Here is a 20286-nt window from a genome sequence, read left to right as displayed (position 1 = left end):
GACGCATCTCGAGACCACTAGGGTCGACCTTGTGAGTTCGGACCCGTTGGCACCACTGCTCGACCTGCCGGGTGTCCGCGACGCCGCCGACAAGGCTCGCGATGCTCTGTCGGCGGTGCATCGGCATCCGGCCAACCTGCGTGGTTGGGACAAGACGGCCACCGAGGCGTCGTGGCGCGCGGGACGGTCGTCGGCCGCCATCGACGGCGGCAGCGTGGAACTGCGGCGCGACGGCGACTTCGACGATCCCATCCTCGCGGGTGCGATGCGGGTGGCGCAGGCGCTCGACGGCGATTCGCTCGACGGACTGACCGCGATCTTTCGCCGCGCACCGGCGCAGGCCTTCGCACGGCTGCACATGCTGGCGGCCGCCGATCTCGTCGACGACCCCGACCAACTGGGCCGGCCGCGGGCGGGTGACGATGTCGCGGCTCGCCTCGATCTGCTCGGCCAGCTGATCACCGGCGCGTCATCGGTCCCGGCGCCGGTGCTGGCGGCCGTGGTGCACGGCGAACTGCTCGGCGTGCGGGCCTTCCCGACCGCGAACGGGGTCCTCGCGCGTGCGGCGTCGCGGCTCGTGAGTACCGCGACGGGACTCGACCCGCACAACCTCGGGGTCCCCGAGGTGACCTGGCTCAGAAGAATCGGGGACTACCGCTCACTGGCGCAGGGGTTTGCGTCCGGGGCACCCGACGGTTTGGCCGCCTGGATCGTCTTCTGCTGCGAGGCGTTGGAAGCCGGTGCGGGAGAGGCACGTTCGATCGCCGACGCCGCACGCGCGGGATAGCCGGATCAAGACCCGAACATCGCGCGGACGCTCGCCTCGTCGCCTTCGATCTCGATGAGTCCGAGCGCGGCGGCGTCGTCGAAGTCGAGTGCGCCGGCGGCGAGGCCGAGGATGCACATCGGTTCCGCCCGCACGGTGCCCGCCAGGGCGCGTTCGTCGCGCGGACCCACCTCGAACCCGTAGCGCGTCGCCCGTAGTCGAAGTGTCGTCTCGTCGATCGCGAGTCCGATCGCTTCCGTGGGTCGGGATGTGACGCGCTTGTCGAGGAGGGCGGGAAGCGCGAGCACCAGCCATTCGAGACGGAAGATGTCGCCCTCGGGGCCGCGGATCATCAGTGGCGTCGACCAGCGGATCAGTCCATTGATGGGCTCGCGAAGTTCGGCACCCCACGGCGTGAGCGCGTACTCCACCACGCTGCCGGTCCCGGCCAGGCGCCGCTCGACGACGCCTGCGGTCTCGAGGTCGCGGAGCCGATCGGCCAGCAGGTTGGTCGCGATCCCGGGAAGGCCGTCCGCCAGATCGCGGTAGCGGGCCGGGGCCATGAGGAGTTGGCGGACGATCAGCAGGTTCCACCGATCTCCGACGACCTCGAGGGATCGCGCGAGTCCGCAGTACTGCCCGTAACTACGCATCCGTATCTCCTGCCATCGGTCCAGCTGCGTGATACTTTCAATCGTACTTTATAAACTCAAGTACACGTGAGAGGGTCATGACATGACTGAAACCGGCGTCCACGTGCGGCCGACCTGGGTCGACGACGAGATGTTCCCGTTCCAGAGCCGATTCGTCGAGATCGACGGCCACACCGTCCACTACGTCGACGAAGGATCGGGGCCCACGCTGCTGTTCCTGCACGGGAACCCGACGTGGTCGTTCCTCTTCCGCGACGTGATTCGCGAGCTGCGGGCCGGTTTCCGGTGCATCGCCCTCGACTACCCCGGATTCGGGCTGTCCGTTCCCGCTCCCGGGTATCGATTCCTGCCCGAGGAGCACGCCGACGTGGTCGCCGGTTTCGTCGACGCACTCGGCCTCACCGGGCTGACACTCGTCGGCCAGGACTGGGGCGGCCCGATCGGACTGGCTGTCGCACAACGACACCCGAAACTGTTCAGTCGTTTGGTCCTCGCGAACACCTGGGCGTGGCCCGTCAACGGCGAGCTTCACTTCCAAGCGTTCAGCCGCGTGATGGGCAACCCGGTGACGGCCCTTCTCGTTCGACGCCTCAACATGCTCGTACGAGCGTTCATCCCCACCGGCCACCGACTGCGAAAGGTCACCTCGGCGGAGCTCGACCACTATCTCCGGGCGCAAGACACGCCCGCGCGTCGGCAGGCGGCGGCGGTGCTGCCCAGACGCGTACTGGCCAGTGGTGAGTTCTTTGCCGGGATCGAGAACGGCCTCGACAGCGTCAGGCATCTCCCGACGCTGATCATCTGGGGCGACGCCGACATCGCCTTCCGCACGAAAGAACGGGAACGTCTCGAGCGTGAATTCCCCGAATCACAGACGGTGATCATCGAGGGGGCCGGCACCTATCCGGAGTCCGACGCCCCGGAGGAATTCGTTGCGGGCATTCGCAACTGGATGATCTGACGGAAGTATCTTTCCCTGCACAGCACTGCGGGCGGCCTCCCTGCCGTCTCCGGCGAGGTTGCCGCCCGCATAAGCACGGACCCAAGTTACCAAGCGTGCAAGGTGGGTTGTGGTGATCGCCTCGGCGAGGGATTACGAGCCAGGTCACTGTGACCATCACCGATGCTGCCGGTCGCTGCCTTCTCCACCCGGGCTGTTCTCGAACTTGGATGCCCGAGGGCGGAGTGCCCGATGTGGCGCTATCTGGTGATGTTCTGCTTGCTGACCGCAATGTCGCAGGCGCACAACGCTTCTGCCTCTGTGCGGCGCGCTCCGCGTGGGTGCTTGCCGCCCGTGCTGGGAAGTGCTCGGCGTGGGGGTTCGATCCTTCTCTTCCGGGTCGAACTTTGCCTTCCGAGATTCCGTACCCCTTTTGTACACCGTGACCGCGGTCACATCAAGGGTCGAATGGACCAAACTTGGCCCGACGTTGTCCTCTTGCACAAACTGCGTGGTCCGCCGGCTGTGTCGAGCGCGCTCGGCGGCGGCGTCACGAGCCAGAGCGCAAGTGGCGCAATACAACAGCGCCGACGACGACCGCCGCTGCCGAGACCGCGGCACCCATCGCGAGCGCCGGCCCGGTGCTGGTCAGGCGCTCGCGGGCGGGTATCGGCCGGCCGAACGCCATCACGCCCCAGCCGTGCTCGGTTGCGTGTTTGCGAAGCGCGCGGTCGGGGTTGACCGCGACTGGATGCCCGACCGCCGCCAGCATGGGCAGGTCGGTGATCGAGTCGGAGTAGGCGTAGCAGTCGGCGAGCCGGTAGCCGTAGGTGTCTGCCATCTCGTTCATCGCGACGGCCTTTTCCTCTCCGTGGCAATAGAATTCGAGCTCTCCCGAGTAGCGGCCGTCCACCACCTTCATCCGGCTGGCGCGGACGTGGTCGGCGCCGACGAGCTCGCCGATCGGCTCCACCACCTCCCGTCCGGACGCCGAGACGAGCACCACGTCGTGGCCGCGCCGATGGTGATCGGCGATCAGATCTGCGGCCTCGGCGAAGACGAGCGGCTGCACCACCTCGTCGAGTGTCTCGCGCACGATGGCGCTGACCTGATCGACGTCCCAGCCGCGGCACATGTCCATGACGTGGCGGCGTAGTTGCTCCACCTGGTCGTGGTCGGCGGCGGTGAGGAGGAAGACGAAGTGCGCGTAACTGGACTTGAGCACCGACCGGCGATTGATCAGGCCGCCGTCGTAAAACGGTCGGGAGAACGCGAGGGCGCTCGACTTGGCGATGACCGTCTTGTCCAGATCGAAGAATGCCGCGATTCTGGGCGGGCGGGCGGCGTCGGGCTCGGTGGCAGGCGACCCAGGCGCCTCGCCGTTCTGCTCTGCAGGAGGCTCCGCCGACGCGGTGTCTGTCACATTCCCCAGGGTACGGCCCCGCGAGCACATGTTCGATCGATAGGCATGTACTGGTCGGGCCATAACCTACGCAACGGTAAGAAAACCGCAGGTCCGATATGAAAACGTGACCTGGCAAAGTTCCTTTGTTGTAGTTGCAATGATTCGAACGGCGTGTGTATAGTCGGTCTTACCCGGTTATTAACCGGTGCCTTTCAGCCCGACCCCCCGGGGCTGAAACGCGACGACCCCGGCCTCCTCCCCCCCTGGCCGGGGTTGTCCTCTTTCTGGGGTAGGTTCCCCGGACGTCGCAGTCAGTATGACCGTCTGTGGCCCCGAGTCCCGATCGATTTTCCACAGGCGCGGCTCTGTCCACAGATCGCACTGGCTCCCTGTGTGCGCTCGGTCCGTCGGCCGTCGCGACATCCATCATCGACGCCATGCCCGACGAACTGCTCGCCCTCCTGTCTCCCGATCTGCACGACGATGTCGCGCGCTGTGCGGCCGCGGCGGGCTACCGCATGGTGACGGCCGATCCTCGCGACTGTCGCAGGCCGTGGCTGACCTCCCGCGCGGTGCTCGTCGATCCCGATGCCCTCGACGTGCTGGCGACCGCCGGCCAACCGCGTCGCGCCGGTGTCATCCTGGTCGCCAACGGTGAACCGCCGGCCCGCAGCTGGCGTCTGGCCCTCGATCTCGGTGCCGACGACGCTGTGTCCCTGCCCGCCGATGACGGGCGGCTCGTCCGTGCCCTCAGTGTGATTCGGGCGCCTCGCCGAAACCCCGTGGGCGCAGTGGCTTTGCTACCGGCACATGGCGGTGCCGGTGCGTCGGTGCTGTCGCTCGCGGTGGCGCTGACGGCGGCCCGGGCCGGATCTCACACGCTTCTGCTCGATCTCGACGAAGGCGGTCCCGGCGCCGATCTTCTGCTGGGGATCGAGGATCGTCCCGGCCTGCGGTGGCAGGATCTGTCGCTGGAAGGTGGGGCGGTCTCCGCGCCCGCGCTTCACCACGCACTGCCCAAGGCGGAGGATCGCCTGTCGGTGCTGGCGTCGCGGGGTGATGACTGCACGGCCCTTCGTGCGGACGCGGTCAGCGCAGTCATCGATGCCGGCCGAGGTAACGGCGATCTGGTGGTGCTCGACCTACCCCGCGAGTCCCATCCCGCGGTTGTCGCGGCGATCGAGTCGACAGACCTGGTGGTGCTGGTGACAACGCCGACGGTGGTGGGGTGTGCCGCCGCCCGACGCACCGCGAAGCGCTTGCTCACCGGCGACGTGCAGGTAGCGCTGTGCGTGCGCGGGCCGTCGCCCGGCGGACTGCGTGCCGGCCAGGTTGCCGACGCGGTGGGTCTGCCGCTGTTGGCGTCCTACCGTCCCGATCCGCGCTTGCCCGCACACCTGGAGTCCGGACGTCCTCATATCAGTCCGCGCAGCCCCCTCGGGCGGGCGGCGCAGGCCATCTATGGTCGCGTTTCGCCCGGCGAAAGGATCGCGGCGTGAGTGCGCGGACGGACGAGGAACTGCTCGACCGAGTACGGTCCCGATTGGCCACCGACGCCGCCGAACCCACCGCCGAGGTGATCGCAGCGGCCATCCGTGCGGAGTCCGGTGGCGTCCTGGGCGACACCGATCTTCTTGCTGCACTGCGGTTTCTGCAGACGGAGCTGACCGGCGCGGGCAAGCTGGAACAACTGCTGGCCGAGCCCGACATCGCCGACATCTTGGTGGCCGGACCCCGGCACGTGTGGGTCGACCGCGGTCACGGTCTGCAACGCGCACCCATCACCTTCGCCGACGAGGCGTCGGTGCGGCGTCTGGCCGGCCGCCTCGCACTCGGGGCCGGACGTAGGCTCGACGATGCTCAGCCCTGGGTCGACGGCCAGCTGTCGAACGTCGGCCGACGCGGTTACACCGTGCGTTTGCACGCGATCATCCCGCCGCTGTCGGCCGACGGCACCTGCATCTCGCTGCGGGTGTTGCGTTCGGCCACCAAGGATCTCGACTCTCTCGTCGCGTCGGGCGCGATCCCGCCCGAGGTGGTTCCACTGGTGACGGACCTGCTGCGGGCGCGGCTGGCCTTCCTCATCGTCGGCGGTACCGGGTCGGGCAAGACCACACTGCTCAACGCCCTGATCGGGGCGATGAACCCGGCCGAGCGTGTGCTGTGTGTGGAGGATGCGCTCGAACTCGCGCCACAGCATCCGCAAGTGGTGCGCCTGGTTGCTCGTGCTCCGAATGTCGAAGGGGTGGGCGACGTCCCGGTACGGGCATTGGTACGGCAGGCGCTGCGGATGCGGCCCGACCGGATCGTGGTCGGTGAGGTACGCGGCGCCGAGGTGATCGATCTGCTGACGGCGTTGAACACCGGACACGACGGCAGTGCTGGTACTGTGCACGCGAACTCGACCGCCGAACTGCCGGCGCGGATGGAGGCGCTCGCCGCATTGGGTGGGATGAATCGTGCGGCTCTGCACAGCCAGTTGGCGGCCGCGCTCCAGGTTGTGCTGGGCGTGGCACGGGGCGGCGATGGCCGGCGTGGGCTTGCCGAGGTCGGCGTCGTCACCCGCGACGACGACGGCCTGGTGCGGATTCTGCCGGTGTGGTTGCGGACATCCGGGTTCACCAGTGGGAGAGTCCATCTCGATGAACTGCTGGCGGCTCGATGACCGAGGCGGTGTGGTGGTGTCCGGCCTTCGTGGCCGCAGCGTTGGCAGTGCTGTGGTGGCCGGCGAGTCGCGTCGAACATCGACTCTCTGTCCACGTGGACGCAGCGCCGCGTGCGCGGTCGGTCGATGTTCGGGCCGTACTGATTGCTGCGATTCCGTTGGCTGCCCTGATGATCGGAGGGGTGGCTGCGGGTGTCGCCGCCACGATCGTGGTGTCGGTGATCTGGTGGCGGCGTCGTCGCCGTGCAGCTGAGCGTGCGGTCGAGGCACGGATCGACGACATGGTGCGCGCATTGTCGACGATCACCGCCGAGATGTCGGTCGGGACGCCGCCGACACGGGCATGCTTGGTCGCGGTGTCCGAACTCCGGATAGGCGTTGGCCGGTCGGAGGTTGCCGATGGCCTCGAGGCGATGGCCTGCCGCGCCGAACTCGGCGGTGCGGTGGTCGACCCGCTACCTGCGGGGGACGCGGCGTGGGGGCCGGTGTCGTGGCAACGCGTCGGGGTCGCATGGCAGACCTCCGAGCGGCACGGCCTGCCGATGGCCGATCTGCTGGGGGCGCTGCGATCGGATCTGCTGGCGCGCAGGGCTTTCATCGATCGCACCCGCGCAGGTCTCGCAGGACCGCGCGCCACCGCCGTCGTCCTTGCCGGTCTGCCGGTGTTGGGCATCGCGCTCGGGCAGGCCACGGGCGCCCGGCCACTGCAGGTCCTCAGCGGTGGCGGGCTCGGCGGGATTCTGCTGGTGGTCGGGACGGGGCTGGTCGCGGCGGGGCTCGTCTGGGCAGAGCGACTCACCGCTCGGGTGCTGACGCCGTGAATCCGCCTCTTGCGCTGGGGTTGGCGGTGGCTGCGCTCGCCGTGGTCATCTGGCCGGGGCCGGGGTGGTCGCTGTACCGCGTGGTCGAGATGCCGCCACCACGCGGACGTGAAGCACGCTGGCTCGGTGTGCGATCGGCGTCGGACGATCCGTTCGCGGTGGCCGCAGCGTTCGACCTGTTCGCGGTGTGTTTGCGGGCGGGCCTGCCGATCGGCGGCGCCGCCCGAACCGTGGCAGGTTCGGCGCCGACCTCGCTGGCGGGGCCATTGAGCGAGGTCGCCGATCTGCTCGACCTCGGCGCCGACCCCGACTCGGCGTGGTCGGTGCTGAACGTTCTTCACGATTCCGGGAAACACGGTGCCGCGCAGCAACATCTGGACGCTTTGGCATCGATGGCCCGCCGCAGTTCCCGCGCCGGTTCGTCGTTGGCCGCGGGTCTCGTCGAGTTGGCCGACGACACCCGACGACAGGCACACGACGCTGCCACCGCCGCGGCCGAGCGTGCCGGTGTTGCGATCAGCGGACCACTGGGCCTGTGCTTCCTGCCCGCCTTCATCTGCCTGGGCATCGTGCCGGTTGTGATCGGCCTGGCATCAACGGTGTTGGGCGGCATGTGAATTCGATCAATCTCTCTGAGGTGACCCACCGCTGCCTGGCTCGAAGAGTTCGATGACCTGGGCAAGTCCGCTTGCGCCGTGCCCCCTAAAATCTAGGGGAAGAACTTCGTCCCCTAAGTTCCAAGTCATCCCCGCGAAAATTTGGGGGGAGGACTCCAAGGGTCGGGGAAGAAACTCCTTCCCCTACTTTCTGTGAGGACCAGGCTGGTCGGCGTGCGGGAATCCGCCCAGATCTGCGGCGTTGATCGTCTGCCTGACCACCAGGGAACAGGAGAATGCCGCGTAGGTCATTCGTGGTACTCCGATGGATCCAAACTCGCCGCCGCTGCGTCCAAGTATGTAGAGGGCTCACCGAGCCCGAAACCGCCTGGGAGGAAACAATGTCACCGCTCAACACCTGCCGTGCCGCGATCGATCGGATCAACACGCACGCCTTGCAGATCATCACCGACGAGGACGGAATGTCAACGGCCGAGTACGCCATCGGCACTATTGCTGCCGCGGCCTTCGGCGCGATTCTCTACACCGTCGTCACCGGTGACAATATCGTCAGTGCGCTGACCGGGATCATCGGCAAGGCGTTGAGCACCTCGGTCGGATGATCCGACGCCGCAGATGCGCCCGGATGCGAAATCGTCTGCGCGCGAGTCTTGCCGACGAGTCGGGGATGGTGACCGTGGAGGCCGCGTACGCGATCGCGGCGATCGTCGTGACCGCGCTGATCGTCGTCGGTGCAGTGGCCGGCATGGTTGCCCAGATCCGGTGCACGGATGCGGCTCGGGAGGTCGCGCGACTCGCAGCGGCCGGCGACGATTCGGCACGGGAGGCTGGTGAGCAGATCGGCGGAGATGTCGACGTGACGATTTCCGAAGACGCCGAACGTATTTCGGCCCTCGTCCGGTCGCAGGTGCTGTTCCTGCCGGGGCTGTCCGTGTCGGCGACCGCGATAGCCGTCAAAGAGCCGCGTGGCGAGGATCAGGTCGACTTCGCTCCCGGCGCCGGGAACGAAGTGAGCGGGCCGATGCAGGCCGGCGCCGGGAACGAAGTGAGCGGGCCGATACAGGCCGGCGTGGGGGTGGACCCGTGAATCGCATCCTGGCCGATGATCGGGGCAACGCGACCATCCTGGCGGCCTTCGCCATAGCGGCACTGACGTCGATCATCGTCATTGTGCTCTATCTCGGGGCCGCGGTGGTCGCACGACACCGTGCCCAATCGGCGGCCGACCTCGCGGCGCTGGCCGCAGCGATCGCACATGCCGGAGCCGACGGAGAACCCTGTGCGGCGGCCCGGGATCTGGCGTCGGCGCAACACCCGCCGGCCGTGCTGGCCGAGTGCCGACTCGACGGTGACGATGTGGTGGTGCGGGCCCGGATACCCGTCGAACTCGGCGGTCTCGGGATTCGGGACGCGACCGCGCAGGCGCGGGCGGGGCCGGTGTGACGCCGGTCAGTCCTCACCGGCGTCGCTGTCGACGACGATCGGCTTCGGGTACACGCGTGAGATCATTGGCCAAACGAAATCTTAGTCACGTTGGGTTCACGCGCGACCTCCTGCAGGCGGACTGGATCGCCGACCACTCGATAGCAGTGTCCCCTCGCTCAACGCAGGCAGAAGCCACCGACGTGTCGTAGATCTGCTGACACTCGTCGATAGGTTGGCGCCCTTCCGCCTTCCCGCCATGCAAGTGTCCACCCGGGCTACGGAAAGCAAGGGAGTGACATAAGTCACTCCGACTTGAGCTTGACTGGGGTTTGCCGGACTGCGGGACTGGCGCTGCGCAGCCCCTTAGCGGGCTCCATTCGGCCCGCAGGACGGCCAACGCAGGGTGTCCTAGGGTTGGGTAACCCTTTCCTGTGTGACGCCGCCTTGTGGCTACCGTCGGACATGTATGTGCAGGTCAAAGGCGGTTTTGCCATTGCGCCTGTTTCGTTTGTTTCGTATATTGCTTATATGAGCAAGGGAACAAAGATGCAAAAAGACGAAGTGGAACAGTTCCCCGAAGAGGTTCGCAATCAGTCGACCGAGGCTCTGCGGCGCTTACGAGACGCAGACCTAACTAAACCGGTAGACGTCTATGTGGGTGCGGAGTCGCTGACCCTACCTCCTGTAGTGCTGAGCCTTCTGCAGGAAGTCTTAGCAAGGGTGGCAGCGGACCAGCCGGTGTCGATAGTCACCCCAGACACGATCTTCACCACTCAGGAAGCGGCCGACATGTTGAACGTCTCGCGCCCCTACGTCGTGAAACTGATCGACCAAGGAGACCTTGAGGCGACCAAGGTCGGCCGACATCGGCGCATCAAGGCAAGCAGCCTTGACGAGTACCGGCAGAAGCAAACGGCAGCTTCGCGGGAGGCGTCGCGTGCGATGGCTCGTCTTACCGCCGATTGGGGCGACGACGACTAGGCTCTGCCCTTATGCCATTTGTAGTCGTGTATGACTCGTGCGTGCTATTTCCGCGGACAATGCGGGACATCCTCACACGTGTGGCCGCCGCTGGTTTGGTACGCGCGCAGTGGACTAACCATATCCATGACGAATTGCGGGCTCGTCTGGTCGACAAGTACCCCGATATGGCCGAGGGGGAGCAGATCAACAAGTTGATTTCGTACATCACTGGTGTTGTGCCTGACTGTCTGGTCGAGGGGTACGAGGATCTGATCGAGGCCTTCGAACTCCCGGATGCGAAGGATCGACATGTGGCAGCTGCGGCTATAAAGGCTGGTGCACAGGTGATCGTGTCTCGTGACGGGCGGGGATTCCCTGATGAATTCCTCAGCCGCCACGGGATTGTCCAGAAGGACCCAGACGATTTCGTAGCAGATTTGATCGATTTGCCCAGAGCTGGCCCGGTTATGCACAGTATCGTGACCGCAATGGCCGACGACCAAGATAAGACCGTCGAGGACGTAATGAACGCGCTCCGAAAGAACAAGATGCCGCTCACGGTTGCGAAACTAGAACGATAGCTCCGCCAGGACGAGCCATCTTCGATTTCTCCAATTGGTGGCTAATTGGCCTCAATCTCTCCGGAAGCATAGTGAAGGAAGATAGTGTGGTAGGGTCCAGCAGATTTGTATCTGGAACTTCTCCGGGCCTGCTTTGCGCGGGTAAAGGCTATTTGGTTGGGGTCGCGCATTATGATGTTGTGCCGGCCACTTTCGCGGCATCGCCTGCGGCATAAACTCTTTCAACGAGTGCGCTGAGCGAGTTGGCAACTGGCGCACCGAATGCATCAATGAGCCGCCCGAACACAAACGCGTATTGCGTGGATGCTGTCGTGCAGAATCAGAAACTCGATTCGGTCGGTCCGTGCATTCTGCACATGCGCTGGCCGGCGCGGTGAGTTACGGTGTGTCGGTTCAGTCCTCGTCCGTCGGGCTGTCGACGACGATCGGTTTCGGGTACACGCGCACGGATTTCATAGGTGCAAACCACAATTGGTGAAAGTGCACGGAGGTGTCGCCGCGGTAGGCGAGTTCGAAGACCTCCGCGCTCCCGGGCGTGGGAATCCACGGCCGGACGGCCCGGACGAATGCCGACCAGTGGATGAGCTCGCCCTCGGTGAGGAAGCCGCCGGCGGCGGCCCACGTCTCACCCGAGTGGTTGTCGGTCGCGGCCAGATACACCTCGCCGAGGGCGGGCGCGATCCGCGGACCTACCAGTGCGGTCTGCAGGTACCACTGCGCGGAGGTCACCACGGGTGTGAAACCACCCGAGCGCGCTGCACACCAGGCGTAATGCACGTCGAGCGCGTCGAGAGCTTGTGCTTCGGAGAAGAACACGTCGTGTTCGCCGATGGAGGAGGGGAGATTGTCGGTGTTCTGGGTCGGGCGGGCGAGCAGGAAGAACACTTGTGTCTGACGGGTGATCAGGCGGGGAGCGTCGATCCCGTGATGGGACGCATCGTCAGGCATGTGTCAAGTATTGCCGACCGAGCAGCTCCAAGACGAGTAGAGCGCCGGATTTGTCCAGTGGTTCGTTGCCGTTGCCGCATTTGGGGCTCTGCACGCACGACGGGCAACCGGCCTCGCAGGCACAGCTGGCCACCGCCGCGCGCGTCGCCTCGATCCACGTGCCGAACGCCTCGTACCCCCGGTCGGCGAAGCCGGCGCCACCCATGTAGCCGTCGTAGACGAACACGGTCGGCAGCCCGGTGTCGGGATGGAGATCGGTCGACAGGCCGCCGATGTCCCAGCGATCGCAGGTGGCCACCAACGGCAGTAGACCGATCGCGGCGTGCTCGGCGGCGTGCAGGGCACCCGGCATGCGGGTGGCGTCGATCCCGGCCGCGCCCAGGGCCTCGGGAGTGAGCGTGTACATCACCGCCCGGGTGTGCAGCGTCTGTGCAGGCATGTCGAGTTCGACGGCGTCGAGCACCTCGCCGGTCAGCAGCGTCCGCAGATACCCGACCACCTGATGCGTCACGTCCACCTCGACCAGCGCGACGGTGAGCGGACCGACGATGTCGCTGCGCACCACGCTGGTGATGGTCACATCGGTGATGTCGCGGGCCGAGGTGGTCCAGTCGGGATCCTCCGGATGCGCGAGCGCGAGCCCGTCGTCGAGGTCGAGTTCGTCGATCAGGTACGTCCGTCCCTGATGAATGTGCACTGCGCCGGGATGCACCGACGCGGGGGCGCGCCCGGAGTCGACTGTCCCGAGCAACTGCGACGTCGTCGCATCGACGATCAGGACCTGCCCGCCGATGCCGCCGCGAATGTCGATGTCGGCGTGCGGTTCCACGCCCGGCGCCACATACCAGCCGGCCTTCCGTCGGCGCAGTAACCCGTCGGCCTGCAACTGTTCGGCCACTGGACGGGCGTCCCACTTGTCGATCTCCTTGTCCGACAACGGCGCCTCGGCCGCAGCGCACAGCAGGTGCGGGCCGAGCACGTACGGGTTGGTCGGATCGAAGACCGTCGCCTCGACCGGCGTGCCGAGCAGGGCTTCGGGGTGATGGACGAGGTAGGTGTCGAGCGGATCGTCGCGGGCCACCAGCACCACAAGCGAGTCGCCCGACTCGCGTTGGCGGCCTGCGCGACCGGCCTGCTGCCAGAACGACGCAACGGTTCCGGGGTAGCCGCTGACGATCACGGCGTCCAATCCGCTGATGTCGACACCCAATTCGAGCGCGTTGGTGGTCGCGACGCCGACGAGCGAACCGTCGTTGATGGCGCGCTCGAGGCGTCGGCGATCGTCGGCGAGGTACCCGGCTCGGTAGGCGGCCACTCGCTCGACGAGATTCGGGGCGCTCTCCTGCAGAAGCCGTTGAGCGCTCAGCGCGGTGAGTTCCACCCCTCGTCGGCTCCGTGCGAAACACAGGGTCCGCGCGCCCTCGACCACGAAATCCGCCAGCAGGCGCGCCGATTCGGCACCAGCCGACCGTCGTACCGGTGCGCCGTTCTCACCGGTCACCGCGGGTAAGAAGTCGGGCTCCCACAGCGCGACGGTCCGTTCGCCCCGCGGTGATGAGTCCTCGGTGACGGCGACCGCCGGCTCACCGATCAAGCGGCCCAACGACTCTGCCGGATCGGCGACCGTTGCGCTGGCGCCGATCACCACCGGGTTACCGCCCGCGGCGCGCGCGATGCGCAAGAGGCGTCGTAGGACGAGCGACGTGTGCGCGCCGAACACCCCACGGTAGTGGTGGCATTCGTCGACCACGACGAACTTCAAATGCCGAAAGAACTGGCGCCACCGCGGGTGTCCCGACAGGATGCCGATGTGCAGCATGTCCGGATTGGTGAAGATCCACCGCGAGTGTGCGCGGGCCCACTGGCGAATCTCCGGGTCGGTGTCGCCGTCATAAGCACATGGTTGCAAATGGGAATATTCTTCACGCCCGGCAATGAGTCGAGTGACTGATCTGATCTGATCGGCGCCCAATGCCTTTGTCGGGGAGAGATATAGCGCTGTGGAATTCCTATGTTCAAGTAGTTCGGTGAGAATTGGCATTTGGTAAGCGAGCGATTTGCCAGATGCTGTGCCGGTGCAGATCACCACGTGCTCACCACGCCGGGCAGCGTGCGCCGCAGCAGCCTGGTGGAGCCACGGTTGCTCGACTCCGTCGTCGCCGAATGCCTCGATCAGTGCAGGTGGGAGCCACTCCGGCCAGGGCGCGAAAGACGGTGCGGCGGAGGGAATCACCTCGACATGGGTGACGGGTGACGGATCGTGATCGGAGCCGGCGAGCGACCGTCGGAGGAGCTCGGTGCCGTAGGTCGACTTATGCATTGGTGACGTGAATCTTCTCCGGTGGCAGCACGTCCGACTTCCACTGAGCGGGCGCAGATGTTACTTGGTGATGTCGTTTGGCTGAAATCTGCCAGGTTTTTGCTCTCATTGGTTGGTGCGACTATCGCGGCGGGACCGAACATGATTGACTAGGTGCGGCCGCAAGCTTTCGCCTATCACCGACGGTGGTGAACAGCGAGATCGAGTTGCAGCCGTGGTACTGAGGTTAGTTTGGCGGGTCAGCATTGACCTTCGCGGGGCTCTTTGAGGTATGGCGGTCAGACCGGCCACGGCACGGTGACCATCGTGTCGCGACACGTTCATGTAAAGGATTGCAGTAATGGCACAGGGAACTGTGAAGTGGTTCAACGCGGAAAAGGGCTTCGGCTTCATCGCACCTGATGAGGGGTCCGACGACGTGTTCGTCCACTACTCCGAGATCCAGGGATCCGGTTTCCGCACTCTCGAAGAGAACCAGCGAGTCGAGTTCGAGGTCGGCCAGGGCACCAAGGGCCCGCAGGCCACCGGTGTTCGCGCCGTCTGAGACGAGCTCGCGCACTGCGCACGACGCAGCTTCAACCCGCCCCCGGCCAAGCCGGGGGCGGGTTTGTCTCTCCATGAGTAATCTCGATCACGTGGGCCAGTTGTCGTTCTTCTCGGCGGAGACCGAACAGCCCGCGTGTGACGACCTCGCGGGATTGCTGGCTGCGCACGGGCAATCGGTGAGGTCGGATTCCGGTACGCGGGTCTCGATCGTCGTGCCCGATCAGTGGCGGGCCGACTCCATCGCCGACGAGATGCGGTCAGCCGGGCTCGCCGCGGAGGTCACGTCCTCCGAAGAGGGGACACCGCTGGCGCGGACGGCGTCGTGTCATGAGCTCGATGCCCTTCATCGCGCGTGGTCGGCCGGTGCGGTCAAGGCGATGCCCATCGGCTGGACGCCCACCCCGCGAGTCCTGCGCCTGTGGGTTCTGGCCGCCGGACACAAAGACGGCGAGCGCTACCTCCTCGGACTCGACCCGCACGCCCCCGAGACGCACGGGGTGCTGGCCACCGCCCTGATGCGGGTCGGAATCGCGCCGACGCTGGTCGGCACACGCGGCAACGCGCCCGCCCTGCGCATCGCCGGGCGCCGGCGCCTGACGCGACTGGTCGAGTACGTCGGCGGTCCACCGTCGGCCGACGCAGTCACCGACTGGCCGTCGGCTGTGTGACCGGCCTACGTCGGACGCGGCCCGACAAGCGCTGCCGACTGCCCGTCAGCTGTGTGAGCACCAGTTGCGCAAACGTGTCGGCCGATCGTCGAACTGGTGGCTGACCAGCCCTTTCCGTGTCTCCGGGAAGCGTCGTTGGTCACATCGGAGGGTGGTCGGCGGAATTCGGATGTGCAAATAGCGCTATACATAAGGTACAAACCAGTCGAACAGGCGTGCTCGATGTTTCGATCCGCGGCACGCAGAAGTTCGTAACCGAGCTCAGACAACGAAGGACCGCCGGTGGCCGATACCAGCACCGCAACCCCCACGAGTGGGCGGGCACTGCGACGACTCGTGATCGTCGAGTCCCCGACCAAGGCACGCAAGATCGCCGGCTACCTGGGGTCCAACTATGTGGTGGAGTCGTCCCGCGGGCACATCCGCGACCTACCGCGCGGCGCGGCCGACGTGCCCGCCAAGTACAAGGGCCAGTCCTGGGCCCGACTCGGCGTCAACGTCGACGACAACTTCGAGCCGCTCTACGTGGTGTCGCCGGACAAGAAATCCACCGTGACCGAGCTGAAGTCGTTGATGAAGGACGTCGACGAGCTCTACCTCGCCACCGACGGTGACCGCGAGGGCGAGGCGATCGCCTGGCATCTCCTCGAGACCCTCAAGCCCAAGATCCCGGTGAAGCGGATGGTCTTCCACGAGATCACCGAGCCCGCCATCCGCGCCGCCGCGGAGAATCCCCGCGACCTCGACATCGACCTCGTCGACGCCCAGGAAACCCGACGCATCCTCGACCGCCTCTACGGCTACGAGGTGTCCCCGGTGCTGTGGAAGAAGGTCATGCCGAAGCTGTCGGCAGGCCGCGTGCAGTCGGTGGCCACCCGGATCATCGTCGAACGTGAACGCGAACGCATGGCCTTCGTGTCCGCCGACTACTGGGATATCGCCGCCACCCTCGACGCCGGTGAGCAGGCGTCGCCGCGCACGTTCGGCGCCCGACTGGTCTCGGTCGACGACGCTCGCGTCGCGGCCGGCCGTGACTTCGAGTCGACCGGCAAGCTGAAGCGTTCCGACGGCGTCGTCGTGCTCGACGCCGACCGTGCCGAGGCGCTTGCCGCGGGACTGCGCGGTGCGGCGATGTCGGTGACGTCGGTGGAGGAGAAGCCCTACACCCGTCGTCCGTATGCGCCGTTCATGACGTCGACGCTGCAGCAGGAGGCCGGCCGCAAGCTGCGGTTCAGCTCCGACCGGACCATGCGCATCGCGCAGCGTCTGTACGAGAACGGCTTCATCACCTACATGCGTACCGACTCGACGACGCTGAGCGAGTCGGCCATCAACGCCGCCCGCGCGCAGGCTCGGGAACTGTACGGCGACAACTACGTTCACCCGACTCCGCGTCAGTACACCCGCAAGGTGAAGAACGCGCAGGAGGCGCACGAGGCGATCCGTCCGGCCGGCGAGAGCTTCCGGACACCGGGTCAGGTCGCGGGTCAGCTGGAGACCGACGAATTCCGGCTCTACGAGCTGATCTGGCAGCGCACGGTCGCATCGCAGATGGCCGACGCCAAGGGCACCACGCTGAGTCTGCGCATCTCCGGCACCGCGGCGAGCGGCGAGCGCTGCACCTTCGCCGCGTCGGGTCGCACCATCACCTTCCCCGGCTTCCTATCTGCGTATGTGGAGACGGTCGACGATCAGGCGGGCGGTCAGGCCGACGACGCCGAGAACCGGCTACCGCAGCTGCGCGAAGGGCAGGCACTCACCGCCACCGAGCTCTCGGCCGACGGTCACTCCACCAACCCGCCCGCCCGGTTCACCGAGGCGTCGCTGGTCAAGGTGCTCGAGGAGCTCGGCATCGGCCGGCCGTCGACCTACGCGTCGATCATCGGCACCATCCAGGACCGCGGCTACGTCGTGAAAAAGGGCAATGCCCTGGTGCCGTCGTGGATCGCGTTCGCGGTGGTCGGGCTGCTGGAGGCGTACTTCCAGAGCCTCGTCGACTACGACTTCACCGCCTCCCTGGAAGACGACCTCGACGAGATCGCCAGCGGTCGGGAGAACCGCACCCGTTGGCTGACCGAGTTCTACTTCGGTGACGCGGCTCCCAACGCCGAGCACGACGCGGAAATAGCCGGTTCGGAGGTCGCCAAGCATGGTGGCCTGAAGAAGCTGGTCGGCGTGAACCTCGAGGAGATCGACGCCCGCGAGGTCAACTCGATCCGGCTCTTCGACGACGAGCAGGGACGCACAGTCTACGTCCGCGTCGGCCGATTCGGGCCGTACCTGGAGCGAAACGTCGCGGCGCCGGACGCCGAGCCAGACTTGCAGCGCGCCAATCTGCCCGCCGACATCACCCCCGACGAACTGACACTCGCGGTCGCCGAGAAACTCTTCTCGACGCCGCAGGAGGGACGTTCGCTGGGCGTCGACCCGGCGACCGGGCACGAGATCGTCGCCAAGGAAGGCCGCTTTGGGCCGTACGTCACCGAGATCCTGCCCTCCGACGACGATGACGACGGCGGCTCACCGGCCACCGTTCCCGCAGGTCCGACGCCCAACGGCGGTGGTTCGGGTTCCGACGCCGAGGTCGTTCCGCTCGACACCCCGAGCGGCGGCGGCACGGCCACCAAGACCGTGGCCAAGAAGACCGCTAAGAAGGCCGCCAAGAAGGCCGGTCCCAAACCACGCACGGGGTCGTTGTTCAAGACGATGGACATCGCGTCGGTGACCCTCGAGGACGCGCTGCGGTTGCTGTCGTTGCCGCGTGTGGTCGGCGTCGACCCGGGATCCGGCGACGAGATCACCGCGCAGAACGGTCGCTACGGTCCCTACCTCAAGAAGGGCACCGACTCGCGGTCGCTGACCAGCGAGGAACAGCTCTTCGAGATCACCCTCGACGAGGCGCTGAAGATCTACTCCGAGCCCAAGCGGCGCGGACGCCAGGCCGCGGCCCCACCGCTGCGTGACCTCGAGAAGAACGACGAGGTCTCCGACAAGCCGATGGTCATCAAGGACGGCCGGTTCGGGCCGTACGTCACCGACGGCGAGACCAACGCCAGCCTGCGCAAGGGCGACGACGTCGCGTCGATCACGCCCGAACGCGCCATGGAACTGCTCGCCGACCGTCGAGCCCGCGGCCCGGCGAAGAAGGCGGCCAAGAAGACCACCAAGAAGGCGCCCGCGAAGAAGGCTGCTGCGAAGAAGACGGCAGCCAAGAAGGCCACCGCAAAGAAGACGGCTGCGAAGAAGACGGCTGCGGAGAAGACGGCAGCCAAGAAGGCACCGGCGAAGAAGACCGACGAGAGCTGACCCTCCACCGCGCTCTGACGCTCGACGAGTCAGTCCTGCCGGTATGGCGCCATGAGCGGTCGGGCGAGCAGCGTCTCGATCCCGCGTCCGCGTAGTTCGACGCCCTCACCGATGTCCCAATGCTCGGCTTCCTCGCGTGAGGCGAGGAACACGGCGCGCGCCGATCCGAGGACGCGGGTCGGCTCGTCCTTGGCGAGTTCGGTGAGTCGGGCGGCCTCGTTGACCGGGTCGCCGATGACGGTGTACTCGAGGCGCTGTTCGGCGCCGATGTGGCCGGCGATCGCCTTGCCTGCCGAGATGCCGATGCCGATGTCGGTGTCGCCCAGGGTCTCGTAGAGTTCGGCGCGCAGTTCGCGCGCCGACGCCAGTGCGCGGCCGGCGAAGTCGTCGAGGTCCAGCGGTGCGCCGAAGATGGCCAGTGCCGCGTCGCCCTGGAACTTGTTGACGAACCCGCCGTGGCGTCCGACCACTGCGACCACCACACGGAAGAACTCGTTGAGCAGCTCGACGATCTCTCGCGGCGGCCGGTTGACGGCCAGCCGCGTCGACCCGACGATGTCGACGAACAGGACGCCGACGTAGCGTTCCTCACCGCCGAGTTCGGTGCCGGTCTCGATGGCCTTGCGGGCCACGTCTTCGCCGACGTAGCGGCCGAACAGGTTGCGGAGTTGCTGGCGTTCACGCAGGTCGGCGACCATGTCGTTGAACCCGGCTTGCAGCAGACCGAGGTCGCTGCCGTCGTAGATCTTCACGGCGACGTCGAGATTGCCCGCACTGACCTCGCTCTGCGCGCGACGCAGCTGCTTGATGGGGTCGTTGATCGCCGACACCACCCGGAAGATGGCCAGCAGGCTGAACGCCAACGCCGACAGCGCCATCCACAGGATCGGACGCTCCAAACCGGTCGAGTCGGAGTCGATGAATCCGAGCCGGTGCAAGACGATCAGGCCGACGATCACCAGCATCGGGGCCACCGCGCTGATCACCCAGAACACGGTGATGCGGGTGGTCACGCTCGGCGCGGTTGCGCTGTCGGGGTCGTTGGCCATCGCCGCGACGGTGATCGGGCGCAGGACCTTCTCGGCCTGCATGAAGCTCAGCGCGCAGGTGACCATCGCGCCGATGAAGCTCGCGATCGCGACGATGAAGGCGTTCTTGTTGGACACCGTCAGGTTGACGAGTGTGAACAGCACGCCGCCGACCAGCCAGAGTCCGGCGTTCACCGCAGACAACAACATCGGGAGTGCCAATGCACGACGACGGGCCGACTCGTTGTCGAGCCGCGTTCGTCGTCGATGCCACACGAGTACCGGCAGCGAGAGCTGAATACTCAGGAAACCGCCCACCAGCATCGCGATGATCAGGTAGACGGCGAAGATCACCTGGTTCAGCGCGGTGATCTCGTCGAGACTGATGGAATCCTGCAGCGGCATGCCGAACCGCAGGAACGCAAAGGTGAACAGCGCGCCGATGAGGTTGGCCCGCAGCATGTCGAGGGCAAGGATCGGCCAGGGCGTGTGCACCAGCCAACGGGCGAGATGCACGCCCTTTGACCATTGCGACCGCTGACGTACCACGCCAACTACGGTAGCTGGCTGCTTGCAATTGTTAAACAACAATGCACAGGGGTTCGTCGTCGTGGGCCCCCAAAACGCGTGGTGG

General features: G+C 66.3%; 18 protein-coding genes and 1 pseudogene. 14 read left to right on the top strand and 5 right to left on the bottom strand.

Features of this window, described 5'->3' with window-relative positions:
• The first annotated feature begins 31 nt into the window (after positions 1–31).
• Positions 32–787 carry a Fic family protein gene (locus tag MKW15_RS03485; protein ID WP_240856184.1) on the top strand — a complete coding sequence of 252 codons (756 nt, stop codon included), beginning with the start codon at positions 32–34 and terminating at the stop codon, positions 785–787.
• A gap of 5 nt (positions 788–792) precedes the next feature.
• Here the strand turns inward: MKW15_RS03485 and MKW15_RS03480 are convergent, their stop codons facing one another.
• The gene (locus MKW15_RS03480; protein WP_240856183.1) at positions 793–1419 is read right to left on the bottom strand and encodes a winged helix-turn-helix transcriptional regulator; all 627 of its coding nucleotides are present in this window, start codon (positions 1417–1419) and stop codon (positions 793–795) included.
• Positions 1420–1501: 82 nt separating this feature from the next.
• Between MKW15_RS03480 and MKW15_RS03475 the strand changes: the two genes are divergently transcribed.
• Positions 1502–2380 carry an alpha/beta fold hydrolase gene (locus MKW15_RS03475; RefSeq protein WP_240856182.1) on the top strand — a complete coding sequence of 293 codons (879 nt, stop codon included), beginning with the start codon at positions 1502–1504 and terminating at the stop codon, positions 2378–2380.
• A gap of 529 nt (positions 2381–2909) precedes the next feature.
• On the opposite strand, the gene MKW15_RS03470 is transcribed toward MKW15_RS03475, so the two are convergent.
• Entirely contained in the window at positions 2910–3782 is an 873-nt protein-coding gene (locus MKW15_RS03470; RefSeq protein WP_374246069.1) for an HAD family hydrolase, read from the bottom strand.
• Positions 3783–4201: 419 nt separating this feature from the next.
• On the opposite strand from MKW15_RS03470, the gene ssd reads away from it, so the two are divergent.
• From ssd to MKW15_RS03425, 9 genes and pseudogenes are all read left to right on the top strand, one after another.
• Positions 4202–5263: a septum site-determining protein Ssd gene (gene ssd, locus MKW15_RS03465; RefSeq protein WP_240856180.1), complete on the top strand. Its 1062-nt coding sequence runs from the start codon at positions 4202–4204 to the stop codon at positions 5261–5263.
• Entirely contained in the window at positions 5260–6429 is a 1170-nt protein-coding gene (locus MKW15_RS03460; RefSeq protein WP_240856179.1) for a TadA family conjugal transfer-associated ATPase, read from the top strand. Before ssd ends, MKW15_RS03460 begins: the two co-directional genes overlap by 4 nt.
• Complete coding sequence (locus MKW15_RS03455; RefSeq protein ID WP_240856178.1) at positions 6426–7250, top strand: type II secretion system F family protein; 825 nt, start codon at positions 6426–6428, stop codon at positions 7248–7250. The genes MKW15_RS03460 and MKW15_RS03455 overlap by 4 nt, the downstream gene beginning before the upstream one ends.
• Positions 7247–7867, top strand: a complete 621-nt coding sequence (locus tag MKW15_RS03450; protein WP_240856177.1) for a type II secretion system F family protein — start codon at positions 7247–7249, stop codon at positions 7865–7867. Before MKW15_RS03455 ends, MKW15_RS03450 begins: the two co-directional genes overlap by 4 nt.
• 380 nt (positions 7868–8247) lie before the next feature.
• Positions 8248–8469 (top strand): DUF4244 domain-containing protein, encoded by a 222-nt coding sequence (locus MKW15_RS03445; RefSeq protein ID WP_240856176.1) that lies wholly within the window; start codon positions 8248–8250, stop codon positions 8467–8469.
• A gap of 65 nt (positions 8470–8534) precedes the next feature.
• A pseudogene (locus MKW15_RS03440) lies at positions 8535–8864 on the top strand (TadE family type IV pilus minor pilin); the annotation flags it as partial.
• A gap of 86 nt (positions 8865–8950) precedes the next feature.
• Positions 8951–9310, top strand: a complete 360-nt coding sequence (locus MKW15_RS03435) for an Rv3654c family TadE-like protein (RefSeq protein ID WP_240856175.1) — start codon at positions 8951–8953, stop codon at positions 9308–9310.
• A gap of 444 nt (positions 9311–9754) precedes the next feature.
• Positions 9755–10273, top strand: coding sequence for a helix-turn-helix domain-containing protein (locus tag MKW15_RS03430; RefSeq protein ID WP_240856174.1), 519 nt, complete (start codon positions 9755–9757; stop codon positions 10271–10273).
• A gap of 11 nt (positions 10274–10284) precedes the next feature.
• Positions 10285–10836 carry a PIN domain-containing protein gene (locus MKW15_RS03425; protein ID WP_276614555.1) on the top strand — a complete coding sequence of 184 codons (552 nt, stop codon included), beginning with the start codon at positions 10285–10287 and terminating at the stop codon, positions 10834–10836.
• A gap of 393 nt (positions 10837–11229) precedes the next feature.
• On the opposite strand, the gene MKW15_RS03420 is transcribed toward MKW15_RS03425, so the two are convergent.
• Entirely contained in the window at positions 11230–11784 is a 555-nt protein-coding gene (locus MKW15_RS03420) for a hypothetical protein (RefSeq protein WP_240856172.1), read from the bottom strand.
• Positions 11777–14104, bottom strand: coding sequence for a DEAD/DEAH box helicase (locus tag MKW15_RS03415; RefSeq protein ID WP_240856171.1), 2328 nt, complete (start codon positions 14102–14104; stop codon positions 11777–11779). The genes MKW15_RS03420 and MKW15_RS03415 overlap by 8 nt, the downstream gene beginning before the upstream one ends.
• 340 nt (positions 14105–14444) lie before the next feature.
• Here MKW15_RS03415 and MKW15_RS03410 point away from each other — a divergent pair, with 340 nt between their 5' ends.
• From MKW15_RS03410 to topA, 3 genes are all read left to right on the top strand, one after another.
• Positions 14445–14648, top strand: a complete 204-nt coding sequence (locus MKW15_RS03410) for a cold-shock protein (RefSeq protein WP_004022110.1) — start codon at positions 14445–14447, stop codon at positions 14646–14648.
• A 91-nt stretch (positions 14649–14739) separates the two neighbouring features.
• Positions 14740–15318: a hypothetical protein gene (locus tag MKW15_RS03405; RefSeq protein WP_240856313.1), complete on the top strand. Its 579-nt coding sequence runs from the start codon at positions 14740–14742 to the stop codon at positions 15316–15318.
• 282 nt (positions 15319–15600) lie between these two features.
• On the top strand, positions 15601–18624 hold the full coding sequence (gene topA / locus MKW15_RS03400; protein WP_240856170.1) for a type I DNA topoisomerase: 3024 nt from the start codon (positions 15601–15603) through the stop codon (positions 18622–18624).
• A gap of 29 nt (positions 18625–18653) precedes the next feature.
• Here topA and MKW15_RS03395 read toward each other — a convergent pair whose 3' ends face one another.
• Positions 18654–20114 (bottom strand): adenylate/guanylate cyclase domain-containing protein, encoded by a 1461-nt coding sequence (locus MKW15_RS03395; protein ID WP_240856312.1) that lies wholly within the window; start codon positions 20112–20114, stop codon positions 18654–18656.
• Between the last annotated feature and the right edge of the window lie 172 nt (positions 20115–20286).

Origin of the sequence: Gordonia gummivorans, assembly GCF_022513585.1 — a bacterium.
GTDB lineage: Bacteria > Actinomycetota > Actinomycetes > Mycobacteriales > Mycobacteriaceae > Gordonia.
Note: the sequence above shows the minus strand (reverse complement) of the source record. Positions and strands in the feature narration are given on the sequence as shown.